Below are 25,629 nucleotides of genomic sequence, written 5' to 3'. Positions count from 1 at the left end.
CTCAGTCTCCCAACGGCAAACCGTCGTCGCCGCCTCGATAATCATCCAAAGCCAGTTTGATCCGGCGCAAGCGTTCCTGGCTGGCTTCGGGCATCGACAGCGCCAGCTCAGTGGCCAGCACATCAATAGCCAGCAGCATGCCGTAACGGGCTGCCGTCGGTTTGTAGATAAAGCTGGTTTCCACGCCTTGCAACGCCAGCACCACGTCGGCCAAGTCAGCCAGCGGTGTATCGGGCCGCGTAATCGCGATGACTTTGGCGCCATAGTTGCGGGCCAGCTGTACCGCCTTGATCAACTCGGGTGTCAGGCCGGTCAGTGAACACACTATTAGCGCGTGTTGCGGGCCGAGCGTGGCCGCTGTCACCCGCATCATCACCCCGTCCCGGCAAGCCGCGATGGGGTAGCCCAAGCGCACCAAACGCACTTGCAGCTCATCGCAGCACACACTGGAACAGCCCCCCATGCCGAACGCGTGAATCATGTCGGCTTCGCCGAGCAGCTTGACCGCATCCGCGAAATGCCCACCGTTGAACCCGGCTAAATGCTCATGCAGCGTCGATTCGATATCACTGACAATCTGGCGAAAAAACGCGGACTGCTCTGGCCGGCTGCCCGTGTCGAAAAAGCGCTTGCCCACCCCGCTGGCCTGCGCCAACTGCAGGCGCAAGTCACGCAAGTCGCGGCAACCGACGCTGCGGGCAAAGCGCGACAAGGTGGCGCTGCTGACGTCTGCACGTACGGCAAGCTCATCCAGGCTGGCACTGGCGGCAAAGCCGATATCGCTCAGTATCAATTGGGCAATCCGAGCCTCAGCCGCGCTGAAGGTGTCCTGACGAACTCGAATTTGATACAGGATGTCCATTTAGATCAGCTCCGAGAGGACCAGGGTAAAACCGAACGCCACGACTGAAATCAAGGTTTCCAGCACCGTCCAGGTCTTGAAGGTTTGAGCGACCGTCATATTGAAGTATTCCTTCACCAGCCAGAAGCCACCGTCATTCACGTGGGACAAAATCACCGAGCCTGCCCCCGTCGCCAGCACCAAGAGTTCTGGATGTGGATACCCCATGCCAATGGCCACCGGCGCGACAATCCCCGAGGCCGTGGTCATGGCAACGGTCGCCGAGCCCGTGGCGATACGCATCAGCGCCGCAAATACCCAGCCCATGAATAGCGGCGACAAATGAAATTCCTGCGCCAGCCCGACAATTTCAGTGGTGACGCCCGAGTCAATCAAAATGCGATTCAAGCCACCGCCCGCGCCCACCAGCAAGGTGATACTGGCTGTCGGCGCAAGGCATTCATTGGTGAATTTGAGGATCGACTCGCGGCTAAAACCTTGTGCCAAGCCCAGCGTCCAAAAACTCACCACCGTGGCGATCAGCAAGGCCATGACCGAGTTGCCGATAAATTGCAAAAACTGATTAAAGCCACTGCCCGGTGTTGAGATCAGGTTGGCCCAACCACCGATGAGCATCAGCACCACCGGTAACAAAATGGTGGCCAGCGTCAGGCTGCAACTCGGCAAGCGTGTTCGCGGCTCACGGTTGATGAATTGCTGTTCCATCGGGTTAAGCGCTGGCAGGTGGATACGCGGCACAATAAATTTGGCAAAGATCGGGCCCGCGATAATCGCTGTGGGTATGCCAATCAAAATGGCATACATCAACGTTTGCCCAACAGACGCTTCATAAGCTTGTACGGCCAGCATCGCTGCCGGATGCGGCGGCACCAGCGCATGCACCACCGACAAACCGGCGACCATCGGCAAACCCACCATGAGCACAGACACCCCAACCCGGCGGGCGACGGTGAACGCTATGGGTACCAAGAGAACAAAACCGACTTCAAAGAACAGCGGCAAGCCCACCAGAAAGGCGATGCAAACCATGGCCCAGTGCGCATTGCGCTCACCGAAGCGATCAATCAGCGTGCGCGCCACCTGCTCGGCACCGCCTGACTCGGCCATCATCTTGCCCAGCATCGTGCCCAGCGCGACCACCAGTGCGATATGCCCCAGGGTTTTGCCAACGCCCCCTTCGTAAGCGCCAATCACACTGCCCGCCGGCATGCCCGCCATGAGGCCGAGCCCTACCGAAATCAGGGTAATGACAATAAAAGGATTGATCTTGTAACGCGCAATCAAAACGATCAGCGCAATGATGGCGATGGCGGCATAGAGCAACAGCCCGTAGCCCGAAGATGGCGTCATGCGATGTACCCTCGGCAATGTTTTTAAGTTCCTTTGAAACTTAAAAAGCATTACCGAGGCTATTTTTCAATCTTTCTGAAACTAATTTTCGTTTACCGGCATGTGCTGTCGCATTCAGGTATGAGCCAGCGCCCAAAATGAAAATCACCCACCTGTATTTTCATCCCTTGAAGCTACTCATCCGCAATGCGCGCCCGCTTGAGCAACTTCTTGCTGCGCGGCGACAAATGCACCACCCGCAGGTGTTTACCGGCCTTCTTGTAGCGCTCACGCAAGGTGTCGAGTGCGGCAATGGCCGAGTAGTCGGCGAAGCTCAAATGGCTGCAATCGAGGGTCACGTGGGCCGGGTCGTTAGCCGGATCAAATTGCTTGAGAAAGGCCGTGGTGGACGCGAAAAACAGCGTGCCGTGAACGCGGTACAGCTTGCTGCCATCGCTCTGCACCTCGGTGTCGGCATACAGTTGGCGCGCGTGTTGCCAGGCGAAATTAAGCGCCGCAATGATCACTCCGCACATCACCGCCACCGCCAGATCGGTGAACACGGTAATCACCGTCACCGCGATGATGACCAGCACGTCGTTCAACGGCACTTTGTTCAGCACTCGCAGGGAGGCCCAGGCGAAGGTCTGCTGTGACACAACGAACATCACCCCCACCAAAGCCGCCAGCGGAATGCGCTCAATAAACGGTGACAAAAACAGCACAAACAACAGAATCATGACCCCCGCCGTAACCCCCGACAAACGGCCGCGACCGCCCGAACTGAGGTTGACCACGGTTTGGCCGATCATCGCGCAGCCGCCCATACCGCCAAACACGCCAGATACCATGTTCGCCGCGCCCAGTGCTACGCACTCGCGGTCGGGAAAACCTCGGCTTTCAGTGATTTCGTCAGTCAGATTGAGGGTCAGCAAGGTCTCAAGCAGACCGACCATTGCCATCACCAATGCATAGGGAGCGATGGTGCTCAGGGTCTCCAGATTCCACGGCACCTGCGGCAGGCTAAACGTTGGCAAACCGCCGGCGATATGGGCCATGTCGCCCAATGTACGGGTCGGCAAACCCAGCAGGTAAACCGCCAGCCCCACACCCAGAATCGCTATCAAGGCGGGCGGCGCAGCACGTGTCAGACGCGGCAGCAGATAGACGATGGCCATGGTCAGCGCCACCAGACCGATCATCAGGTACAACGGCATGCCGCTCAGCCAGGTGCCGCCGTCCTTGAAGTGATCGAGCTGGGCCAGCGCAATCACAATCGCCAGCCCGTTAACGAAGCCCAGCATCACTGAATGCGGCACCATGCGCACCAGCTTGCCGAGTTTGAGCAAGCCGAACGCCAACATGATCAGACCGCTCAGCAGCACGGTGGCCAACAGGTATTGCACGCCGTGTTGCACCACCAACGCGACGATGACCACGGCCATCGAACCCGCAGCGCCAGAGACCATGCCGGGTCGACCGCCGAACAGTGCAGTGAGGGTGCAGATGATGAACGCACCGTACAGCCCCATCAGAGGGTTGAGATGCGCCACCAGCGCGAAGGCGATGCACTCGGGCAGCAGGGCGAACGACGTCGTGAGCCCGGCCAGTACATCAGCGCGCAGACGTTTGAATTTCATGGAGTACCTAAAAGACAGGACAAACGGAGGGGAGTATCGAGAAACGGATGGTAACAAATCCTTACAGGGATATATCAACCCGTAGCAGCTGCCGAAGGCTGCGTCCGATTGCAAAGCGATCGTAAATTCTGCAATCACGGTGTACTGGTTACACCGCAATGGCTGAATTTACGACGGCTGCGCCGCCGGACGCAGCCTTCGGCAGCTGCTACGGGTGATGTGTGTGGAGGGTTACTTCACCACCTTACCCACTCCGCGACCACGGGGGTCGGAGGCGGTTTCGAGCTGGGTGCCGTTGACCCGGATGGCTTGAATATCGCCCATGTTCCAACCCTGATCTTCCAGGGTGTAGCCCATGGCTTTCAGCTCATCCGCCACTTTGCCGGTGATGGGTGCATACGCGTCGTAGTAGATCGTGTCTTTAGGCAGCAACTGATGATGCACACGCTGCGCAGCCACGGCTTTTTGCAGCGGCAGGTCATAGTCGTAGACGTTGTTCAACACTTGAAAGATCGAGGTGAAGATCCGCGAACCGCCTGGCGTGCCCAACACCAACGTAACGTTGCCGTCTCGCGTGACCAGGCTTGGGCTCATCGACGACAGCATGCGCTTGCCCGGTTCGATGGCGTTGGCGCTGCCACCCACCACACCGAAACCATTGGCAACGCCCGGTTTGGAACTGAAGTCGTCCATTTCGTCGTTAAGCAAGAAACCCGCGCCTTTAACCACCACCCCGCTGCCGTAATCAAAGTTCAGCGTGTAGGTGTTGCTGACCGCGTTGCCGTCTTTGTCGACGATGGAGAAGTGCGTAGTCTGATGCGGCTCAAGCCCCGCTTTGACGTTGGCCGTCGGCGAGATCGCCTTCGGGTTGATTTCAGCCGCCCGCTTGGCGATGTACACGGGGTCAATCAATGCGGCCACCGGCATCTTGCCGAAACCCGGATCACCCAGGTAGTCGGCGCGGTCTGCAAACACGCGTTTTTCGATTTCGGCGAGCAGGTGGATATACGGCGCGGAGTTCAGCTCAACGCCTTTGAAATCGGCAGCGCGGGCTTCCTTGATGCCGATCAGTTGCGCCAGCGCAATCCCGCCCGAGCTGGGCAGCGGCGCGGTGTACAAGGTATTACCGCGCCAGTCGACCCGCATCGGTTCACGCCATTGGGCCTTGTACTCGTTCAGGTCGTCCTTGGTAATCAGGCCTTTGTCCTGCTGCATTTGTGCAACCAGCAGGTCGGCGGTTTTGCCGTGGTAGAAATCTTTGGCGCCCTGGTCGGCGATGCGCTCCAGGGTTTCGGCCAGCTCAGGCTGCTTGAAGGTCTGACCATTTTTCATGCTGCCAAAGTAGTCAGCGAAATTGGTCGTGCCGTTAAACAGCTTTAACGCATCTTCGCGGTACTGGTATTGCTTGTCGGCCACTGTGAAGCCGTTTTTCGCGTAGCCCACAGCAGGGGTCAGCAGCTCACTCCAGGGCAATTTGCCAAACCGTTGATGCGCCTCCCACAAGCCCATCACCGTACCCGGTACGCCCGCAGCTCGCGCGCCGACCAAGCTCATGTTTTCGACAATCTCGCCTTTGTCATTCAGGTACATGTCGCGACTGGCCGCCTTGGGCGCCGTTTCGCGATAGTCGAGAAAGTAGGGTTTGCCGTCGATAAACAAGGTCATAAAGCCCCCGCCACCGATGTTGCCGGCTTCAGGGTAGGTCACGGCCAGTGCAAAAGCGGTGGCGACCGCTGCGTCAACGGCATTGCCGCCCTTTTTGAGAATTTGCTCAGCGACATCAGCGCCGTATTGATTGGGAGCCGCCACCGCGCCGCCTTCAAGCGTGACAGCAAACCCGGATGAGCTGGCTGCGATAGCCGCCGCCAGGGCCAAGGTTTTAAACCACACAATGCGCATTCAACACTTCCTTTTATTGTTTTTAAAACGTGCCCAAACCTTGTCTCATTTCAGACACGTTTTCAAACAAGAAATAAAAATGCAGAACGGCGCGCCGGGTTCAGTCAGGCAAGCGAGTCTCGACCAGAAGCGATTCCACCAGACTGCGCGCCATCTCGACGCCATGAATGACGCTCCATAACTGTTCAGCGTCGTAGCCGTTGAGGTGAGAGCGGATGTCATCGGCCGTCAGCTCTGCGCCCTTGAGCAATAAAGAGGCGTGTGTGAGGGCGTCTTGCAGGGTAATGCCGGGGTTCGTGCTGAATAACGCGGTGCCCTTGTGGGCGCAGGTCAGCAGAGGCGGGTCAGGGACGATTTTGTTCATGGGTGTATTCCAAATCAAGTCTGAAATAGCTGCCACGTACCGCTGTCAATCGGTGAGGGTGGCAACTGCGTGCGGGTTGACAGACCGAGGAAATAACACCCAAAACTCGGCGCACCGAAGTGCCCCACACGCCGTTGCCATAACATCAACAAAGGTCTACAGCGCTGAAGGTGCATTTGGGTCGGTCTGTCAAAACCGGTCACTGATGCCAGTGACTCGGCGAGACTATTCGCCCAATGCCTACCCCGCAAGACGGTCAGGATTCTCTAGGAAACGTCGCTCAATAGAAAGGGAAGCGTCGGGTCAGACGTTGCCATATGTGTAGGCACGAGGGTTATTTTCGGCCGTCACATTCCGCGTAACTGGCCAGCTTGGTCTGGATAAAGTCCAGAAAGCACTGAATGCGCAGCGCCAACTGCGAGTTGCGGTAGTACACCGCATGGATGGGCTGGCGGTAGCCGCTGTTGAAATCAGCCAAGACCACCTGCAACCGGCCGGTACTGATGTCTTCATGGGTCATAAAGTGCGACAGGCAGGCAATGCCCTGCCCTTGCAACGCCAGATGACGAACCGTCTCACCACTGGAAGCGCTGATGGCGGGTTGAATCGCCCAGCGATCACCCTGTGCATAACGCAGGGGCCATTGGTTGAGGCCATCGTTCTGGGTAAAGCCGATCAGGGTGTGATTGGCCAGTTCAGCCACGCTGGTGGGCGCGCCGTGACGGGCGATGTAGTCGGGGCTGGCAAGAATGTTTAGCGGGCTGCACCCCAACGAGCGGGCATGCAAGGTCGAGTCGGCCAAAGGACCAATGCGAATGGCAATGTCTGTGCTTTGCTCCAGCAAGTCGATAATCAGGTCATTGCTGTTGAGCTCAAGCTGAATCTCGGGGTAGAGCGCACGAAACTCGGGGATGTAAGGCACGATGGCGTGCAGCACAAAAGGCGCGGCGGCATTGATCCGCAAACGCCCGGACGGCGTGCGCTGGTGCGAAATCAGGCGCTCTTCCAGCTCTTCCATCTGCGCCAGGATCACCTTGGCACGCTCAAAGAAGAATTTGCCTTCTTCAGTCAGGTCCATGCGCCGGGTGGTGCGATTGATCAGCGTGGTATCGAGCTTGGCCTCCAGCCGTGACAACGTGCGGCTGACGGCTGAAGGCGTTTGCCCGGCCTGCTCGGCGGCTGAGGAAATGGACCCGCACTCAATCACCGAGACAAAGATTTGCAGCTCATCGGATCTGGCTTTCACACGTGCCCCTCATTGAATAACGACGTAGCGTAGTCGCTGAGGAGCGAAACGAGTGTAAATCTGCACCTTGGCGGCAATCTGTTAACCGTTCAGACCAAACACTTCAGCCAAGTGCTGCTCGTAACGAGCCGCGTCAACGTCTGGCTGGGGACGCTTCATGACGTCAACGCACAGGAAGGTCGGCAAACCGGTCATGCCAAGGAACTCGTTGGCTTTGTGGAACGGGAAGTACACCGCGTCCACACCTTTGCCTTCAAAGAAGTCCGCCGGATCGTCGAACGCTTGCTGCGGTGCATTCCAGGTCAGTGACAGCATGTATTTTTTACCGTGGATCAGACCACCGCTACCGTAGCGCTGCGAAGCGTCGGAACGGGTGCGCCCGTCGCTGGCGTAGAGCTTGCCGTGCCCTTGGGTGAACACTTCATCGATGTATTTTTTTACGATCCAGGGTGCGCCCATCCACCAGCCTGGCATTTGATAGATCACCACGTCCGCCCACAGGTATTTTTCGACTTCTTCGGCAACGTCATAGCCTTCGTCGATGTGGGTGACTTTGACTTCAAAACCCTGGCGATCAAAAAACGCCAAGGCTGTGTCATGCATCGTCAGGTTGTAGCGGCCATCGGAGTGTGCAAATTTTTTAGCGCCGTTTAGTAGAAGAATCTTTTTCATCGTCAGCCTCATCAGGAGTTAACCCTCAGCGCTGTTGAGCGACTTGGGGCGTTAAAGGTTTAAATCATGAGAAGCAGGATATAGAGCCTTGCACCACAGAAAAACCCGCGCCCGGACAAATAGCTTTTGCTCTGTAGTCACAAATCAATATTTGATTGTTGCCAAAGTGACCTAGCCACCGTTCAGCAAATGCGCCCTCGGCAGGGCCATGCCGATAAAGAACACCCGCTTGAACACCGTCGCGCTGATGCGCTGGCGCCGCCCCCGGGCTACGTAGGAAATTTCTCAGAGTCGTTTTCGCCTGTATTCCTGAATTTTTAGCCGGAGTAATATCCGGGGCTTCCCGCCACCCGGGGCGCGAGGCGCCGTGGGTGATTTGATCAACTACCGATAACAACAACGTGCAGGACACTTGATGGCTGACACTAACTCCCCCCCGGTCACACTCAAACGCGGTTTAAAAAACCGCCATATCCAGCTGATTGCCTTGGGCGGCGCTATCGGTACAGGCTTGTTTCTGGGTTCGGCGGGCGTACTTAAATCGGCCGGGCCGTCGATGATTCTGGGCTATGCCATTGCCGGTTTTATCGCCTTTCTGATCATGCGCCAGCTGGGCGAGATGATCGTCGAGGAGCCCGTCGCCGGCTCGTTCAGTCACTTTGCCCACAAGTACTGGGGCGGCTATGCGGGTTTTCTGTCGGGCTGGAATTATTGGGTGCTCTACGTGCTGGTGGGCATGGCCGAACTGACAGCAGTCGGTAAATACATCCAGTTCTGGTGGCCCGAAGTCCCTACGTGGGTCAGTGCCGTGGTGTTCTTCGTACTGGTCAACCTGATCAATACCTTGAATGTAAAAGTCTTCGGCGAGATGGAGTTTTGGTTTGCCATCATCAAGGTCGTGGCGATTGTCGGCATGATCGTTCTGGGCTGCTACCTGCTGATCAGCGGTACGGGCGGCCCGCAAGCATCCTTCAGCAACCTGTGGAGCCACGGCGGATTCTTCCCCAATGGCGGCACCGGGCTGTTGATGGCCATGGCCTTCATCATGTTTTCGTTTGGTGGTCTGGAGTTGGTGGGCATCACGGCAGCCGAGGCCAGCGAACCGAAAAAGGTCATCCCCAAGGCCATCAACCAGGTGGTGTACCGCATCCTGATTTTCTACGTGGGTGCCCTGACCGTGTTGCTGGCCCTGTACCCGTGGGATCAGTTGCTGGTCACACTGGGTGCGGGTGGCGATGCCTATGGCAGCAGCCCCTTTGTGCAGATTTTTGCCTTGATCGGCAGCGATACCGCCGCGCAAATCCTCAATTTCGTGGTGCTGACTGCAGCCCTGTCGGTCTATAACAGCGGCGTGTACTGCAACAGCCGCATGCTGTTCGGCCTGGCCGAGCAAGGTGATGCGCCCAAAGCGCTGATGAAACTGACCAAAAACGGCGTGCCTTTACGCGCACTGGGTCTGTCAGCGCTGGTGACGTTACTGTGCGTGGTGGTCAACTACGTGGCGCCGCATAAAGCGCTGGAACTGCTGTTTGCGCTGGTGGTTGCCTCGCTGATGATCAACTGGGCGTTGATCAGCCTCACCCACCTCAAGTTCCGCAAAGCCATGGCCGTGAACGGTGTGACGCCTGGGTTCAAAGCGTTCTGGTCGCCGTTCAGCAACATTCTGTGCCTGGCCTTTATGGCCGTGATTATTGCGGTTATCTGGATGATCCCCGACGTTCGCGCCTCGGTGTACGCCATCCCGGTATGGTTGCTGATCATTTATGGGTTTTATCAGGTGCGCTTGAGCACCGGCAGGCCACTGTCCAGGCGCTAACGTCACATCAAAAGCCCCTCACCCTAGCCCTCTCCCAGAGGGAGAGGGGACTCAAGCAAAAGCGGATAGGTGTAGCACCACACATCAGCCCCTCTCAGAGCGAGAGAGCCTTAAAGTCAAAAACAGATGTGCGTAGCACCACAGATCAGTCCCCTCTCCCTCTGGGAGAGGGGACTCATGCAAAAGCGGATAGGTGTAACACCACAGATCAGCCCCCTCTCCCTCTGGGAGAGGGTTGGGGTGAGGGAACAAATGTCAGTGAACGCAAAAACCCGGGAAATCCGCCCGACGCGGACTCCCGGAAAAAACCCTATTCGGGTTTGCGATAGCTATTGATGATGGCCGAGAAGTCTTTACCACCCTCCCCGCGCAAACTCATGGCTTGATACAACTGCTGAGCCACAGCGCCCATCACGACAGGTTGGTGGGCCTGACGAGCCGCTTCCGTGGCCAGTCCCAAATCCTTGAGCATCAGTTCGGCACCAAAACCGCCGGTGTAACCCCGTGATGCCGGTGCAGTTTCGACAATACCGGGCCAAGGGTTGTAGACCTCGGAGCTCCAGCAACGCCCGGTAGAACTGTTGATCACCCCGGCCAGCACTTCGCTGTCGATCCCCAGCGCCGCGCCCAAGGCCATGGCCTCGCTGACGCCCACCATGGAAATCCCAAGCAGCAGGTTGTTGCAGATTTTAGCCACTTGACCGGTGCCCACATCCCCGCAATGGACGATGTTGCGGCCCATGTGCGCGAGTACGGGGTGCAGGGTGTCAAAGAGCGCTTGCGAGGCACCTACCATGAACGTCAGGGTGCCCGCTTGTGCCCCGCCCGTACCGCCGGACACCGGTGCGTCGGCCATCTGTACCCCTTGCCGGGCAGCAGCGGCTGCAACATCACGGGCAGTTTGCGGGTCGATCGTGCTGCAATCCACGGCAGGCACACCTTCACCGATACCCGCCAGCACGCCGTCTTCCCCCAGCCATACACTGCGCACATGGGCGGCGGCCGGCAGCATGGTGATGACCAGCTCAGTGCCTTGGGCAGCCTCGCAGGGTGACTGACTGATGTGCCCGCCCAGCGCGGCCAGCTCTGCCAGAATGTCTTTGTTCAGATCGAACAGGTTCAACGAATGTCCGGCTTTGAGCAGATTGCGCGCCATCGGTGCGCCCATATTGCCCAAGCCGATAAATGCGATATTCATGGTCGTGCCCTCAACGAAGGTTGATGGTGGTGTTGACGCCATCATTCACGCTGTCATCGTCAAACCAGCGACTGGTGACGGTTTTGGTTTGGGTATAGAACTGCACGACTTGTTTGCCGTACGGGCCAAGATCACCGAGTTTCGACCCACGTGAGCCCGTGAAGCTGAAAAACGGCACCGGCACTGGAATCGGAATGTTGATACCGACCTGACCCACATCAATTTCGGTCTGGAACTTGCGCGCAGCAGCGCCGCTTTGGGTAAACAGCCCCGTGCCGTTGCCGAACGGATTGGCGTTGACCAGCGCGATGGCTTGATCGAGGGTATCCACTTCTATAACCGCCAGTACCGGGCCAAAGATTTCCTGTGTGTAAATCTGCATGTCGGTGGTCACGCCTGAGAACAAGGTCGGGCCGATAAAGTTGCCCTGCTCAAACCCCGGTACGTTGACGTCGCGCCCGTCCAGTTCAAGCACTGCCCCTTCTTTGATCCCGCTTTCAATCAACCCCAGTACGCGCTCTTTGGCACGCTTGGAAATCACCGGTCCAACGTCAGTGCCCGCTTCGCTGCCGGCATTAACCTTGAGCTTTTGCGCCAGCGCCTTGAGGTCGGGCAGCCACTGCTTGGCCGCGCCCACCAGCACCACCACCGACGTAGCCATGCAGCGTTGGCCGGCTGCGCCAAAACCCGCACCGACCAGCGCATTGAGGGTTTGTTGACGATTGGCATCGGGCAGTACCACGGCGTGGTTTTTGGCTCCCATCATCGATTGCACCCGCTTGCCATGACGGCCCGCCAGGTCATACACATGGGTGCCCACGGCTGTCGAGCCGACAAAGGACACGGCCTTGATGTCAGTGTGCGTGCACAGGGCATCCACTACATCCTTGCCGCCGTGCACCACGTTCAGCACACCCGGTGGCACACCGGCTTCCAGCGCCAGCTCCACCAGCATCAGGGTCGACAGCGGGTCTTGCTCAGAAGGTTTCAGAACGAACGTGTTGCCGCAGGCAATCGCCATCGGAAACATCCACAGCGGAATCATGGCCGGGAAGTTAAACGGCGTGATGCCCGCACAGACACCAATGGGCTGACGCAAGGTGTAGGTATCCACCCCGCCTGCAACGTTTTCGGCGAACTCACCCATCTGCAACGTACCGATGGAGCACGCGTGTTCGACCACTTCCAGGCCCCGAAAAATATCACCCTCGGCGTCGGCAATGGTTTTGCCCTGCTCAGCACTGAGCACAGTGGCAATACGCTTGGAGTGTTCACGGATGAGCGCTTGCAGCTTGAGCATGATGCGCATGCGCGCGCCAATCGGTGTCAGCTTCCAGGTTTGAAAGGCACGCTGGGCAGCAGCAATCGCCGCGTTGACTTCAGAGGCTGTCGCGAAAGGCACTTTGGCCAGCACCTGCTGAGTGGCCGGGTTGACGATGTCGTGCCACTCGGTGGTCTGCGACTCGATCCATTCGCCATCGATCAGCAAGCGGGCATTTTGATACGGGGTGTTAGGAACGCTCATGGAGGTCTCCGACATTATTTTTATGAGTACGGGCGCCCGGATTGGTCGCAGGACAGTTTTTGGAGTATAGGTGTGCGTTCTTCTAATAAGAACGCACATATAAGCCGGTCAAACATGCAAAAAAACATCACCTCGTTAAGCGCTTTGAACTGGGACGACCTGAAGTTTTTTCTGGAGGTGGCCCGCACCCGCAAAGCCAGCAGCGCCGCTAAACGCCTGGCAGTCGACTACACCACCGTGTCGAGGCGGATCAGTTCGCTGGAAAGCGCACTGGGTACGTTGCTCTTTGAGAAGTCGCGCACCAATGGCTTCACTCTGACCCCTGAAGGCCAGCGCTTATTGGGTTATGCCGAGTCGATTGAAAGCACGCTGCACATGGCTTGCGAACAAGTGTCAGGTTCAGGGGTAGCGTTATCAGGGCATGTACGCATGGGCTGTACCGAAGGCTTTGGCAGCTTCTTCATCACCCCGCAGTTAAGCCACTTTGTGGACACCTACCCGGCGATTTCGGTAGATATCCTGCCGCTGCCGCACTTCATCAGCCTGTCCAAACGCGAAGCCGATATCGTCATTGCGCTGGAGCGCCCGGAGCATGGCCCGTATGTGTGCTGCAAACTGTGCGACTACCGCTTGCAACTGTTTGCCACTCAGGACTACCTGGACAAACACCCGCCCATCCGCCGGGCGGCTGACTTGCAGGAACACCCCTTTATTAGCTACGTCGACGATCTGGCGTTCAGTTCAGAGCTGCTGTACCTGGCTAATGTGGTGCCCGGCGCCAGCGCCACCTTGCGCAGCACCAGCGTGATTGCGCAATTCGTGGCCGCGCAGCAAGGGCGTTCGCTGGCGATACTGCCGTGTTTTCTGGCGGCTCAGGACCCACGGCTATTGCCTGTACTGCCCGACGAAATCAACCTCACCCGACAGTTCTGGATGTACTGCCGGGAGGACCTGAGGAAACTCAAGCGGATCACCCTGCTGTGGGATTACATCCGTGAGGTGACTGAGCTGAATGCACCTTTATTGCGGGGGGAAACGCGGGAGCTCAAGTTTGCGGGCTCACCCATCGGTGTTAATCCGTAATCACCACAATGGCCACTCGCCGGTTTTCGGTTCGCCCGGCGCGGGTCTTGTTGGTCGCCACCGGTATGCTGCTGCCCAGGCCGAGGGTCTGGATATTTTCCGGGCGCATCCCCACGCTGATTAGCACGTTGGCCACACTGTTGGCGCGGCGCAAAGACAGCTGCTGGTTGTAGGAGTCTTTACCCGAGCTGTCGGTATGACCTTCTACCCGCACACGCGGGATGTCTGCCGCGACCAAGGCAGTGCCGATGCGCTCCACGATGGCCTGACTTTGGGCATTGAGCACTTCAAGGTCACTGCCGAACAGCACCTTGCCCGACAAATCGAATGCCCAGCCTTCGTCAGTCAACTCAAAACCTTGTTGTTTCAACACCGCGATCTGCGCTGCAGTAAGGCCTTTAGGCGGTGTGGTCTGGCAACCGGTTAACAACACTGCGGCCAGTAACAGGGCAACGCTAAATAACTGCACATAACGCTGAGTCAACTCACGCATGGTGGAACAGCTCCTGAAGTATTGGGGGTTACGGAGCACTCCAGCTTCGCAACGTGTTGGCCGCCACGGGCGAGGCGTTTGGCATGGTACATCGCTGAGTCTGCTGCACACAGCAGCGAGTCCGGGTGGGTGCCATGCTCAGGGTAAGCCGCAATGCCGATACTGAAAGAGGTGACAACGCTGAATTGCCCCGGCAGAGAAATAGGCTCACGCATGCTGGCGATGATCTTCTCCGCAATACGTTGGGCGTCTTCGATCTTGTGCAGCGGCGTCAGTAAAATCGCAAATTCGTCCCCGCCCAGTCGCGCAACCACATCGTTTTCACGCAGCAAGGCGCGGATGCGGGCGGCCACCGTGATCAACACCACATCACCCGCCGCATGGCCATAGGTGTCATTGATGTCTTTGAAGCGGTCGCTATCGAGAAACAGCACAGCGGCTTTTTCATGGGTGGTGTTTAGAGAACGCAGCGTGCGCGCCAACTGTGTTTCAAAGTAGGCACGGTTGGGCAATTCGGTCAGTGAGTCATGATTGGCCTGATGCACCAGCGCCTGGTTTTGATGTTGCAGATGGCTTTGCCACGACTCCAGCTCATCGAGCAACGCGTTAAAGTCATTGCCCAGGCTGTTCAGCTCGGCAATCTGCGCCGCAGGCACGCGCTGATCGAATGCGCGCTCGATGCGTACCGCATGCGCCACTTCGGCCAGTTGTTGTAACGGGCCGGTTATACCGCCATGCATGCGCCGCGAAAGATGCAGTGCACTCCATACACTCAGCGCCGTGCACAGCAACACACCGAACAGCCCACTGATCAAAAACCGCAACAAATTGGCTCCGTGGGTACGGATCCTCACTTCACCGATCTGCTGACCTTGACGCTCAATCGGAACCGTTACCGGCTGATTCAACAAGTGATCTGCCAGCCACATCTCTGCCCTGGACAACAACCCGTTTTCCGGACGCTGCCACTGCGCCAGTAACTGACCATTGGCCTTGAACACTTGAGCGTCAGCGACAGCGGCTGTGGAGGCAATCAAGGCCAGCGCTTCTGACGCAGCCGCCTTGTCATCGAACACCACTGCCGCTTCGACGGTGTAATTGATGGCACGCGCCAGCAAGTGCACGTTGTTGTCGGCGTACACCTTGAGTGCCAACGTGCCCAACAGCGTCATCGAGGTGCTGGCCAGCACGACGGCGACCAATGCCACGCTCAAATGCCCGCGGCGCAGCACCGAACGCAATTGGCGATGAACAGGCAGCCTTTTATCCCGGCTCATGTCTGATCACCCCGACGATGTGACAATTGCAACACACGAGGGTGGATCCGCACGCCACTGCGGGCGACAGAATCGAGGTTGACCTCAAACGACACGTTCTCATCGCCCACCTTCAGGCAAAACAAACTGCCGACGCTGCACGAATCCACCTGTTCGCTAATGCTCAGGACCGCTTGGCCCGACAGTTGATCGAACACACTTCGCCGGTCTTCAGCGCTGAGTTTGCCTAAGTAGAGCGCGTTGCAATGTTTGATAAGCAAGGGATCAGTGACCAGCACTCGGCGCACCTGCAACGCCCTGCCGCTGGCCTGTGTCGCGCCTTTTAGCAGGTCATCGGCGTACTCGGTCGGGCCAACCACACACAGCTGCAAATACGCCGGTTCGATGGGCCAACGCGCATAGCTGAGAATGCCAAGCACCACTTGGGCGACATTTTTGGTACGTTGATCGACCTGATTCAGAAGCACTTCGGATTGAGCCAAGCAGGGGGTGCCTAGCAATAGGAGGTGAAGAGACAGGCGTTTCAGGCCGTTTCTCAAACCTTGTCGTATCGAGAAAACGGCCACATCCATGCAGGAAATCTCGGTAAACGTTGTAGGAATAATGCCGGGAATGTATCACAGGCTTCGCATTAACTGTGACAGACTTCACATAACCGGCTATCCAAAAGTAGGTAGCCGTACTGTTTATACACTGCGTTTGAAGGGTACCGCTTCCCTGCGCGGGCCTGCAAATGAGTCGTGTTGGGCTACCCGAGCCCCAACATTAACCCGCTCAGGCGTTTGACCTTGCGTGCGACGGCTTCCTCAAACACTCCAGCCCGCGGTTCTATCAGGCTGAACCAGTGCTTGGCCCGCGTGATGCCGGTATAGATGAGCTCTTTGGTCAGGACCGGGTTAAGGGCTTCCGGCAGCACCAGCGCGGTGTGCGAAAACTCCGAGCCTTGAGATTTGTGCACCGTCATGGCGTACACCGTTTCGACATCATTGAGCCGACTCGGCAGTACAAAACGAATACCGCCCTGCCCATCATTGCGGGCAAAGGCGACCCGCAGCACATGGCGCTGCTTGTCTCCATCACGCTCCGGCAGTTTGAGTGCGATGCCGATATCACCATTCATTAACCCCAGGCCGTAATCATTGCGGGTCATTAGCACGGGGCGCCCTTCGTACCACTGTTGATCACCGTCTATCAACTTGCGGGCAAACAACGTGCGTGTGATGCGTTCGTTCAAACCTTCCACACCCCAAGGACCTTTACGCACGGCGCACAGTACCTGAAACGCTTCGAATGCCTCCAGTACTTGCCCCGCCCAAACGGACCAGCAAGGGTCTTCAAGGCCTGCATCGGCTGATGGACGCCGGTCACGCAGTACCTCAAGGTAATGCCGATAGCCTTTGGCCTGCGCACCGCGCCCTTCCAGCGCCAGACGCTCGAACCCGCGGTCTTGCTCCCCCTTGAGGGGCAAGGTAAACAGATCCTCGTGATGGCCCGCGACCAGCAACGCCCGCGCGTCATGGGACTGTTGCCGGTTCACCAGACGAGAAAGCTGGCCAATACCGCTGCCTTCTCCAAAACGACGCGAGTGACGCAGCATGACCACTTGTTGGGCGAGCGGATGAGTACCGTCCAGGTCTTGTTGCAAATCGCTGCCTGCAAGGCTTTCACCACTGACCTGTTCCAGCCATGCCCGGGTCTGCGGGGTGTACCAGCCCGCTTCGGCATCGCGACACAAATCGCCCAGCACCGCGCCGGCTTCAACCGAGGCCAACTGGTCCTTGTCCCCCAACAGCACCAGCCGCGCATGGTCAGGTAATGCATCGAGTAAATTGGCCATCATCTCCAAGTCGATCATGGAGGCTTCATCGACCACCAACACATCCAGCGGCAGCCGATTGCCCGCGTGATGGCGAAAGTGCCGTGTACCCGGTCGGCTGCCCAGCAGGCGGTGAACCGTGGTGACGTCACTCGGGATTTTTTGGCGAACGCTGTCAGCCACTTCCAATGATTTGACTTGCAGGCTGATGGACTCGGTCAAGCGTGCAGCCGCTTTGCCGGTCGGTGCAGCCAGACGAATTCGCAACGGCGCTCCGGCCTCCACGGCCGGGGCCTGCAGCAGGGCCAGCAGGCGCACTACGGTGGTGGTTTTGCCGGTGCCGGGGCCGCCCGTGACGATGCTGAAGGCCCCTCGGGTCGCTAAGGCGCAGGCCAGTTTTTGCCAGTCAATCGGTGCAGGCTGTGCCGGGCTGCCGAACAAACTGTTGAGGCGCGCCGGCAAATCCTCAGGCGTGACCTGCGGGGCAGACAGACGTTGGCGCAAAGCGCTGTCGATTCGCCGCTCATACGCCCAATAACGACGTAAATACAGACGGCGGTCGCTCAGCACCATGGGACGACTGCTCGCCTCGGTGCAGTGTCCTGCGTGCTCAACCAAAGCGCTGGCCTGCAAGGCAGCACACCACGCGTCACCCTCCAGCGCTTCGAGCAATTGCGAAGGCAGCAGCATGGCGCCCGTCTGCACATCGCCTTCAGGGGGCAGAGACAGTGCAAAGTCGGGCTCTTTCAGGGTTTCGAACAGATCCAGACAGACATGGCCGTGACCCAGTTGGTGGCTGGTCAGCGCCGCCGCCAGCAGCACCAACGGATCCCCTTCGGGGTCGCGCTCATGCAGGAAGGCGACAAACGCTTTATCCAGCGCCCGTAGCCACCCGCGCTCTACCCAGCGCTCCAGTAGCAGCAACAGATCATCGGCTCGCGTCAAAGGTTGTAAACGGGCAAGGCTTTCAGCCGTCAACGGCGTGGGCAACAGTTCGGCAAACGAACGACTCATAACAATTCTCCCTGTTCCCATGCCGGTTCAGCCTGCTGAGGCTGAGGTTTGCCCTGGAACATCAGGTCCAGGCTTTCGATCAAGTGTCTGGGCGGCCTCGTAAAGAACACCCCCTGCCCTTGGGAGCGAGTGCCTCGCAAGAATAAATACAACGCGCCGCCCATGTGCTGGTCGTAGTCGTAGTCAATCAGCCGCGCCTTGAGTTGACGGTGCAGGGCCAACAGGTACAACACGTATTGCAGGTCGTAGCGATTATCCAGGATCGAGGTGGTCATCGCCTGTTCGGTGTAGGCCGCATCGTCGATACCCAGCCAATTGGATTTGTAATCCGCGACGTAATAGCGCCCTGCATGCTCGAACGTGAGGTCGATAAAGCCTTTGAACATGCCATTGAGCAGGCTCGGTTCAGCCGCCGCACGTGGCGCACCGCCGTGGGTATGTTGGCGCACCAGTTTATCGAGTTGCAGCACGTCGACCTTGTGGCTGGCAAACCAGAATTCCATTTCGATCTGGTATTGATTCAAGCCGCTCAGTACCACTGCGGGTTGACCATTGTTCAGGCGCAGGGGTTCGTGTTGCAGATGCAGCAACCAGTCGCTCAAGGTGTCAATCCAGCCTTGCCAGCCACGTCGATTACAACGTCGCGCGACGGCATCGTTGACGGCTGTAGCGTCAGCCTTGAAACCTTCGCCGCCGGCCCATTCCAGCAGACCGTGCAAGAAGGTGCCGGGATTGGGCCCACGAGGAAAGCGGTGAATGTCGCCGCCGGTGAGTAACACGTCACGGGGCGCATCAGGATCGAGTCGCTCATCATCCGAGAGCTTTTGAGCCAATGCGCTTTCCGGTGCCTCGGCAGGGCTGAGGCTGTCGCCAATACGCAACGCGCTGTAGGACGCTATCCACCAGTTTTCGGCTGCGCGCCGAGCCGGGATCAACGGCTTGAGTAACGTGGCCTGGTTAATTGGCGGAACAAAGTACGCGGGGCTGGGCAATGGCACCGGCTGGCAATCAATGGCCGGGCAATCTTGCTGTGCGTCTGCCAGCCAGCGCGCAAGGCCTACGGATTCGGCCAGCACGGCGCCGCCCCCAAGCAAATAACCCAACGCAGACAGGTGCAGAGTCGAGCGATTATTGTTGCCGCGCTTAAGGTCGGCAACGCCCAGCCAGCAGGCATGCTGGGCACGGGTCAGGGCCACATAAAGCAAACGCAGGTCTTCGGCCAGACGCTCGTCATCGGCCTGAGCGATCAGTTCGGGGGTGGCTTTCAAGCTAACCTGGGCGTTACCCGCCGCGTCGTGGTAATGCAGCGGCAAACGGCTGCCATCCACCGGCTTGGTCGAGCAAATAAATGGCAAGAACACCAGCGGGTATTCCAGCCCTTTTGACTTGTGGATCGTGACCACTTTTACCAGTTGCTCATCGCTTTCAAGGCGCAGGATCTGGTCTTCTGCGGCCTGACCCGACAAGGCCAGATGCTCGGCCAGATGGCGGATAAGCGCTTGTTCACCATCCAGCTCGGCAGCAGCCTGCTGCAACAGTTCAGACAGGTGCAAGACGTTAGTTAACACGCGCTCACCGTCCGGGCGGGCAATCAATGTGCGGGGTAATTCAAAGTCATGCAGCAGGCGTCGCAACATGGCCAACACGCCTTGTTTGCGCCAGATTTCGCGGTAACCCCGAAACTGCATAACACGACGTTCCCACGCCAGTTCGTCCTGATTCAGACGCTCTAGCTCAATTAGGGGCAGGTCCAACGTGATACAGGCCAGTGCGGCGCGCAGTGGGCGCTCGACATCCGGTTCGGCACAGGCTTTAAGCCAGGCCAGCACATCGTGGGCCTCCTGCGCGGCGTAGACCGAATCTTTGTCTGACAAGTAAACACTGCGCACGCCACGGGTCGACAATTCGCGCCGCACAGCCTGTGCTTCTTTACCGTCACGAACCAGAATCGCAATGTCAGCCGGCAATACTCCGCGCAGCGGATGTCCCTCCTGGACAAACCCGCATCGACCTTGCTGGCCGCCATTGAGCAACTCGACAATCTGGCTGGCACACACGGCCGCCAGTTGCTGACGATACACCGCACCGGAAACGGGCTGTTCGGAGGGCAATTGCCAAAGGTTCATGGCGGACACCGGCTGCCCATCCAGTTGCAGGATTTCTTTTCGGCCCTGGGATTTAACCGAGACAAACGGCACAGGGTTTTCAGAGCCGTCACGGAATAAAAATGCACCGCGTCCTGTGTCGCGCTGCTCAGCTCGTGCAAACACGTGGTTCACCGCATCCACCATCGCGTGGCTGGAGCGAAAGTTGGTGTCCAGTGTGTGCAGTCGGCCTTGAGTGGCATGACGGGCGCGCAGGTAGGTGTAAATGTCGGCACCGCGAAAAGCATAGATCGCCTGCTTCGGGTCGCCGATCAGAAACAACCCCGTCTCAGGGCTGTTGTCTTCGATACGGTAAATGGTTTCGAAGATGCGGTACTGCACCGGGTCGGTGTCCTGGAACTCATCGATCAGGGCCACCGGGAACTGCTCGCGAATCAAGGTCGCCAGACGCTCACCGCCATCAGCCTGCAATGCGGCATCAAGCCTGAGCAGCATATCGTCAAAGCCCATCTCGGCACGGCGGCGTTTTTCTTCCTCAAAACGCGCGCTCACCCAACGCGCAGCATGCTCCAACACCGCAGCGTCAGGGCTGGGTAAAGCGTCCAGTGCGGCTTTCAGGCCGGCCATGGCATCCAGACCCGGATGCTGAGGCGGCTGCCCTTTCCAGGCTTCGGCCATACCGTCGGGTGTCAGACGCGTGAATCCCGTGTTCAGGTCCAACTGTTCCAGTGTGTCGTCCTCAGCCCATGAGCTGAGTTTCTCGAACCAGGGCTCAAAGTAACGCGCTTGCATCTTGCGACCGTCGACACTTTTACTGGCTACACCTTGCAGGCAAATGTCGCGCAGTTCCTGGGCCCATTGCAGCCACGGGGTTTTGAGCTGCGTGAGCACCTGACGGCGTTCCTGCAGGCACGTCTCGATAATCTGCGCGGGGTTTTGTGCGGGGTCTACGCCTGCCCGCGAACTGCCAAACAGCGCACGTATACGCGGCAACAAGGCATCGGGGCCACTCAGGTTTGCACGTACCCAGTTCAGCGCGTCACCGTGCATGGGGTAGCAAAACAGGCGCCAGTAATCGCGCACAACTTCGCCCAGCAAGTCGCTGTGGTCGGTTTCCAGTGTCTGAGTGAACAGGCTGCCACTGTCGAATGCATGCTCTCGCAGCATCCGCTGACACCAACTGTGGATAGTCGAAACGGCGGCTTCGTCCATCCATTGCGCGGCAATGTCGAGCCTACCTGCGCATCCTGGCCATTGTTCGGGCGAAAATTGGTCTCGCAGTTGCGCAACCAAAGCGTCCGGCGCCTGGATCTCGTCGCGGAAGAACCGCGCAGCTTCGGCAAGGCGGGTGCGGATACGGTCACGCAACTCTTTGGTGGCAGCATCGGTGAAGGTCACAACGAGAATTTGTGGCGGTAACAATTCGCGGCCAAACCCGGCGCCCTGCGCTCCGTGCCCCAGAATCAAACGCAGATAGAGGGCCGAGATGGTGAAGGTCTTGCCGGTGCCGGCGCTGGCTTCGATCAGTTGGCTGCCGTGCAGGGGAAAGGCTAGCGCCAAGGGTTCTTTTTGCGCATTCATTAGCGTGCCACCTCGCTGGTCAGTGAACGCCAAGGGGCGTCAAACAAGGGGCGATACAGGGCGTCGCACCAATCTTCAAATTCATGGGTGGCAATCAGCGCCGCATAGTCCGGGAACTGACGGGCGAGCGCAGCACTTTCGCGGCGCTCGCCATTACTGGTCTGCCCATCACCTTCGTAAGCTTTTTGTGCTGCCGCCTCTGCTTTGGCCGGATCGCTCTGGGCCAACCAGGCGAAGGCTGTTTTGACCGCGATAGGCAGCGGGCGACTCATCCCGACCTTCCAGGCCAGCAACAGATTGCCGAGAATGTCCCGGGCTTGTTGAGGCTGCATAGGTTCAAGCAACAAGGTGTCATCGCTGGCGACCAATGCAGTGGACATGGGCAAGCCGCTGGCGCAGGCAACCAGATGATTCACCCACGGACGGGTCAAACGGTGCCATTTACGGGTTTTGATCGCGCCAATGCTGTTGGGAATCGTGGTGACGGAGAGTAGGCCGTTGTCACTTCGCTGATGCAGATTGCCGAGCCACCCTTCCAGTTTCAGCCCATGTTCTTCGAGGCTGACAGGCAAGGCGCTGCTCAGTGGCTTAGGCCAAAGCGTCAGCAACTGTTGATAGCGCTGCAATACGTCGGGCAACGGTTCTATCAACTCGTGCTGCAAGCACTCCCCAAACCCGGCCATCGGTAACAGGCCGCTGCCTTGCAGGCGCAGGGCGCGGTTGTGCAAGGCTTGCTCCAGTTGATCGGGCTGCGCCAAGGCGGCTTCGAGCAAGCTGTCGCTCAGGGTGTAACGCTGTAAAGCATCGAGGACGAAAGGCTCTTCATCCGCAAGAGGCACTTCTGCGGCCTCAAAGAACACTTTCAAACGCTGACTGAAGAAGTGGCGCACCGGATTGCGCAAAAAGTCCTGCAGTTGAGTCAGGTTCAGGGGTTCTTCTTGTTCGTGTGCCGTGAGTGACCCGGGTTGAGCCGGGGCATCCTGAAACTCGTGCAATTGCTGCCACTCACGGGCGTAGCTGAAGAGGCTGGGGTTACCTTCATGGAAATAGCGGGTGCTGAAAGGTTGCAACGGATGCTCTTGCGTCATGGCTTCAAGCAGATCACTGCCACCCTGATGTTTCCAGCCACTGGCGATATGATCGCGCAGTTGTCCGATCAGAACGCAGGCCGGGCGCTCGCTGTTGTCGCGGATACTGCGCCCTACCCAACTGATGTACAGCTGATCACGTGCCGAGAGCAGCGCTTCAAGCAATAAATAACGGTCATCTTCACGGCGCGAGCGATCGCCGGGGCGATAGTCACTGCCCATCAAGTCGAAATCCAGCGGCGGTTGCGCACGTGGGTAGTCGCCGTCATTCATACCGAGCAAGCACACCAGTTTGAACGGGATGGCACGCATCGGCATCAGGGTGCAGAAGTTGACCGCACCGGCCAGGAATCGTTGGGACAGTTTGCCTTGGTCGAGACCTGCCAGCCACGCCTCACGAACAACCGTGAGCGGCAACTCATCTTGCAGGCCAACCAACTCACAGGTTTCGAGCCAGTTCTCTCGAAGTTCTTCAAGCTGGGCCAGCAGGTAGTCGTCGTGCTCGGTTTCCGCCAGAAAGAAGAGTTGAACCAGCGCTTGCAGTCGTTCGCCCCATTGTTGAGGCAAAGCCGGTTGCGAGAGTTCCTGATGGGCAATTTCCAGCGCATCGAGCAGAGCCACCAGCGGGCCAATCAATACCGCATCCAGGCCGCCGATTTCATCGTAAGGTTCAATGCCATCACAGGCTTGGCCACTGCCTACGGCATAGCCAAGCAGCATACGACGCAGGCCGAATCGCCAACTGTTCTGCTCCAGTTGCGCCGGTAAGCCGAGGCCGGCGCGTTGTTGCGCATTCAATCCCCAGCGAATCCCTGCACCTTCGATCCAGCGATGCAAGGTTGGTAGGTCGCGCTCTTGAACGTTGAAGCGTGCTCGTAGAGAGGGAACATCCAGAAGGTCGAGGATTTCACTGACCGGGAAACGACTGTCCGGCAATTTGAGCAAGTGCTCGATGGCAATCAGCAGGGGATCACGGCCCCGCTGGCCTTGGTCGGCGAGGGTGTAGGGGATGAAACGGCGATCGTCGCGGTCAATCTGGCCAAATACGGCGCGAATATGAGGGGCGTAACTGTCGACGTCCGGCACCATTACAATCACGTCGCGTGGCTGTAAGCCAGGATCTTCGCTGAAGCGGGCCAGCAATTGGTCGTGAAGGATTTCAACTTCACGCTGCGCGCTGTGGGCGATGTGAAAACGGATTGAACGATCCGTATCTAAATCAACAGCAGGCCATAGCTCACGTGTTTCATTGAGAGGACGCAGCTCAAGAATGTCGTCTTGTAGTTGGTTCAACAGGTTGAGTGGTTCTACTTCACTGAACAGGTCAATCCGTCCATCGCGAAAGGCGGCCCGATAACTGTTCGGATCGTCGTAACTGTCCAACAGGTTGATGTAGTCACGGCCCTGTTTGCCCCACGCAGCCAATAAAGGGTGAGCATGTTGATGCAGGATATCGACATCCAGCGCGGCTGGCATTCCGGCTTTGCGGGCTTGGCGTTTGTACTGGTGGCGCAGCAGATCTTTGTCCGCCACGATGTCAGACCAATGATGACGGCAAGGGTTGTGCACACACAGCAACACCTGACTAAAGCGGGCCAGACCTGCCAACGCTTCGAGTGCCTGTGCAGGCAGCGATGAGATGCCAAAAACGATGACTCGGGCTGGCAAACCGGGCGGCGCTTGTTCGAGGCTATTGATCCTGTCCATAAAACGCTGATGCACGCCGGCACGACTCTGCGACATGCCCTCTTCCCCTACATCGAGCAGGAGTGCACGCCATAGCTCCGCTTGCCAGCAATTGGCCGGACTCAGCGCGGGGGTTTCGCCTCGTGCATTGCGTAGCTGGTGACGGCCTGCCGCCCAATCTTCAAGCCAATCAGCGCGATAAACCTGGTATTGGTCAAAGAGGTCGGCGAGGCGCTCTGACAATTGATAGCGCTTTCGCAGATCAGAGTCGTTGGTCAGAAACCGCTGCAACGGTTCGAAGTGCGGCTGATCAATAAGCGCAGGCAGCAAACGCATCAAACGCCAAGTGAGCGGGGCTTTATCAAGCAAGGATTTGGCGGGAATGTGCTCTGTGCCTAATACGATGCGATAGAGCTGCCACATGAAACTGCCGGGCAGTTGTACATCAACAGCGGCGGCAATCCCGCAGCCACCCAAGTCGTCATCCTGAGCATCTTCGGCCAGAGCCAGCTTCAGCCATTGAGCGATGCCATTACTCTGTACCAGTGCAATTTCGTTCTCCAGAGGTGCCAAGGGATAGCGCCGCATCCAGCTCACGACCAAGCCTCGCAGTTCATCAAGGCGATTACCGTGAACGACCATAAAACCTGGATTCAGAGAAGTAGCGACCGGCATGAAGGCATCCTTAGGGAAGGCAATATCCAAAGACGAACCTTAACATTGCATGGGGGGGAGTTGCGCAAGCTGCGAGCGAACAGCTTGGGGGCATACCGAGGATATTCAAACGTATTGCTTGTCGATCGCTCGGGCTTTTTCGCGCACAAAAACAAACCCCCTGTCTGCGTGAGCAGACAGGGGGTTTGGAATTTAATCTTGACGATGACCTACTCTCACATGGGGAAACCCCACACTACCATCGGCGATGCATCGTTTCA

General features: G+C 58.1%; 17 protein-coding genes and 1 pseudogene. 2 read left to right on the top strand and 16 right to left on the bottom strand.

From position 1 onward, the window contains the following. Position 1 precedes the first annotated feature (1 nt). The 8 genes and pseudogenes from EQV93_RS16750 to EQV93_RS16715 all read right to left on the bottom strand — a co-directional run. The gene (locus tag EQV93_RS16750) at positions 2 to 862 is read right to left on the bottom strand and encodes a MurR/RpiR family transcriptional regulator (protein ID WP_122783787.1); all 861 of its coding nucleotides are present in this window, start codon (positions 860 to 862) and stop codon (positions 2 to 4) included. Next, positions 863 to 2,212, bottom strand: coding sequence for a GntT/GntP/DsdX family permease (locus tag EQV93_RS16745; protein ID WP_122783788.1), 1,350 nt, complete (start codon positions 2,210 to 2,212; stop codon positions 863 to 865). Between the two features lie 173 nt (positions 2,213 to 2,385). Then, positions 2,386 to 3,831, bottom strand: a complete 1,446-nt coding sequence (locus tag EQV93_RS16740) for a SulP family inorganic anion transporter (protein ID WP_122783789.1) — start codon at positions 3,829 to 3,831, stop codon at positions 2,386 to 2,388. Positions 3,832 to 4,062: 231 nt separating this feature from the next. Then, positions 4,063 to 5,730: a gamma-glutamyltransferase gene (ggt, locus tag EQV93_RS16735; RefSeq protein WP_240891972.1), complete on the bottom strand. Its 1,668-nt coding sequence runs from the start codon at positions 5,728 to 5,730 to the stop codon at positions 4,063 to 4,065. A gap of 100 nt (positions 5,731 to 5,830) precedes the next feature. Continuing rightward, entirely contained in the window at positions 5,831 to 6,094 is a 264-nt protein-coding gene (locus EQV93_RS16730; protein ID WP_122783791.1) for a DUF3077 domain-containing protein, read from the bottom strand. Between the two features lie 334 nt (positions 6,095 to 6,428). Continuing rightward, positions 6,429 to 7,340, bottom strand: a complete 912-nt coding sequence (locus EQV93_RS16725; RefSeq protein ID WP_122783792.1) for a LysR family transcriptional regulator — start codon at positions 7,338 to 7,340, stop codon at positions 6,429 to 6,431. Between the two features lie 81 nt (positions 7,341 to 7,421). Continuing rightward, positions 7,422 to 8,012, bottom strand: coding sequence for an NAD(P)H-dependent oxidoreductase (locus tag EQV93_RS16720; RefSeq protein ID WP_122783793.1), 591 nt, complete (start codon positions 8,010 to 8,012; stop codon positions 7,422 to 7,424). 171 nt (positions 8,013 to 8,183) lie between these two features. Beyond that, positions 8,184 to 8,270, bottom strand: a pseudogene (locus EQV93_RS16715) (sulfite exporter TauE/SafE family protein); the annotation flags it as partial. A gap of 157 nt (positions 8,271 to 8,427) precedes the next feature. On the opposite strand from EQV93_RS16715, the gene EQV93_RS16710 reads away from it, so the two are divergent. Further along, positions 8,428 to 9,828 (top strand): amino acid permease, encoded by a 1,401-nt coding sequence (locus tag EQV93_RS16710; RefSeq protein WP_240891971.1) that lies wholly within the window; start codon positions 8,428 to 8,430, stop codon positions 9,826 to 9,828. A 310-nt stretch (positions 9,829 to 10,138) separates the two neighbouring features. Here the strand turns inward: EQV93_RS16710 and mmsB are convergent, their stop codons facing one another. Both mmsB and EQV93_RS16700 read right to left on the bottom strand, forming a co-directional pair. Then, positions 10,139 to 11,026: a 3-hydroxyisobutyrate dehydrogenase gene (mmsB, locus tag EQV93_RS16705; protein ID WP_240891970.1), complete on the bottom strand. Its 888-nt coding sequence runs from the start codon at positions 11,024 to 11,026 to the stop codon at positions 10,139 to 10,141. Positions 11,027 to 11,036: 10 nt separating this feature from the next. Further along, on the bottom strand, positions 11,037 to 12,551 hold the full coding sequence (locus EQV93_RS16700; protein WP_146386914.1) for a CoA-acylating methylmalonate-semialdehyde dehydrogenase: 1,515 nt from the start codon (positions 12,549 to 12,551) through the stop codon (positions 11,037 to 11,039). 114 nt (positions 12,552 to 12,665) lie between these two features. Between EQV93_RS16700 and EQV93_RS16695 the strand changes: the two genes are divergently transcribed. Continuing rightward, the gene (locus EQV93_RS16695; RefSeq protein WP_122783797.1) at positions 12,666 to 13,634 is read left to right on the top strand and encodes a LysR family transcriptional regulator; all 969 of its coding nucleotides are present in this window, start codon (positions 12,666 to 12,668) and stop codon (positions 13,632 to 13,634) included. Here EQV93_RS16695 and EQV93_RS16690 read toward each other — a convergent pair. The 6 genes from EQV93_RS16690 to recC form a co-directional block, all read right to left on the bottom strand. Then, positions 13,624 to 14,127 carry an OmpA family protein gene (locus tag EQV93_RS16690; RefSeq protein ID WP_122783798.1) on the bottom strand — a complete coding sequence of 168 codons (504 nt, stop codon included), beginning with the start codon at positions 14,125 to 14,127 and terminating at the stop codon, positions 13,624 to 13,626. The genes EQV93_RS16695 and EQV93_RS16690 overlap by 11 nt on opposite strands. After that, on the bottom strand, positions 14,115 to 15,404 hold the full coding sequence (locus tag EQV93_RS16685; RefSeq protein WP_240891969.1) for a diguanylate cyclase domain-containing protein: 1,290 nt from the start codon (positions 15,402 to 15,404) through the stop codon (positions 14,115 to 14,117). Before EQV93_RS16685 ends, EQV93_RS16690 begins: the two co-directional genes overlap by 13 nt. Next, entirely contained in the window at positions 15,401 to 15,976 is a 576-nt protein-coding gene (locus EQV93_RS16680; RefSeq protein WP_240891968.1) for a YfiR family protein, read from the bottom strand. Before EQV93_RS16680 ends, EQV93_RS16685 begins: the two co-directional genes overlap by 4 nt. 176 nt (positions 15,977 to 16,152) lie before the next feature. Continuing rightward, a complete protein-coding gene (gene recD, locus EQV93_RS16675) occupies positions 16,153 to 18,234 on the bottom strand; it encodes an exodeoxyribonuclease V subunit alpha (protein ID WP_240891967.1) in 2,082 nt (693 codons plus the stop codon). Continuing rightward, positions 18,231 to 21,920, bottom strand: a complete 3,690-nt coding sequence (recB, locus tag EQV93_RS16670; RefSeq protein ID WP_240891966.1) for an exodeoxyribonuclease V subunit beta — start codon at positions 21,918 to 21,920, stop codon at positions 18,231 to 18,233. Before recB ends, recD begins: the two co-directional genes overlap by 4 nt. Further along, positions 21,920 to 25,369: an exodeoxyribonuclease V subunit gamma gene (gene recC / locus EQV93_RS16665; RefSeq protein WP_240891965.1), complete on the bottom strand. Its 3,450-nt coding sequence runs from the start codon at positions 25,367 to 25,369 to the stop codon at positions 21,920 to 21,922. Before recC ends, recB begins: the two co-directional genes overlap by 1 nt. Positions 25,370 to 25,629: the final 260 nt, after the last annotated feature.

This window comes from Pseudomonas sp. TMW22091, from assembly GCF_022496705.1.
Classification (GTDB): Bacteria; Pseudomonadota; Gammaproteobacteria; order Pseudomonadales; family Pseudomonadaceae; genus Aquipseudomonas; species Aquipseudomonas saxonica.
This window is presented reverse-complemented; position numbering and strand designations above follow the sequence as displayed.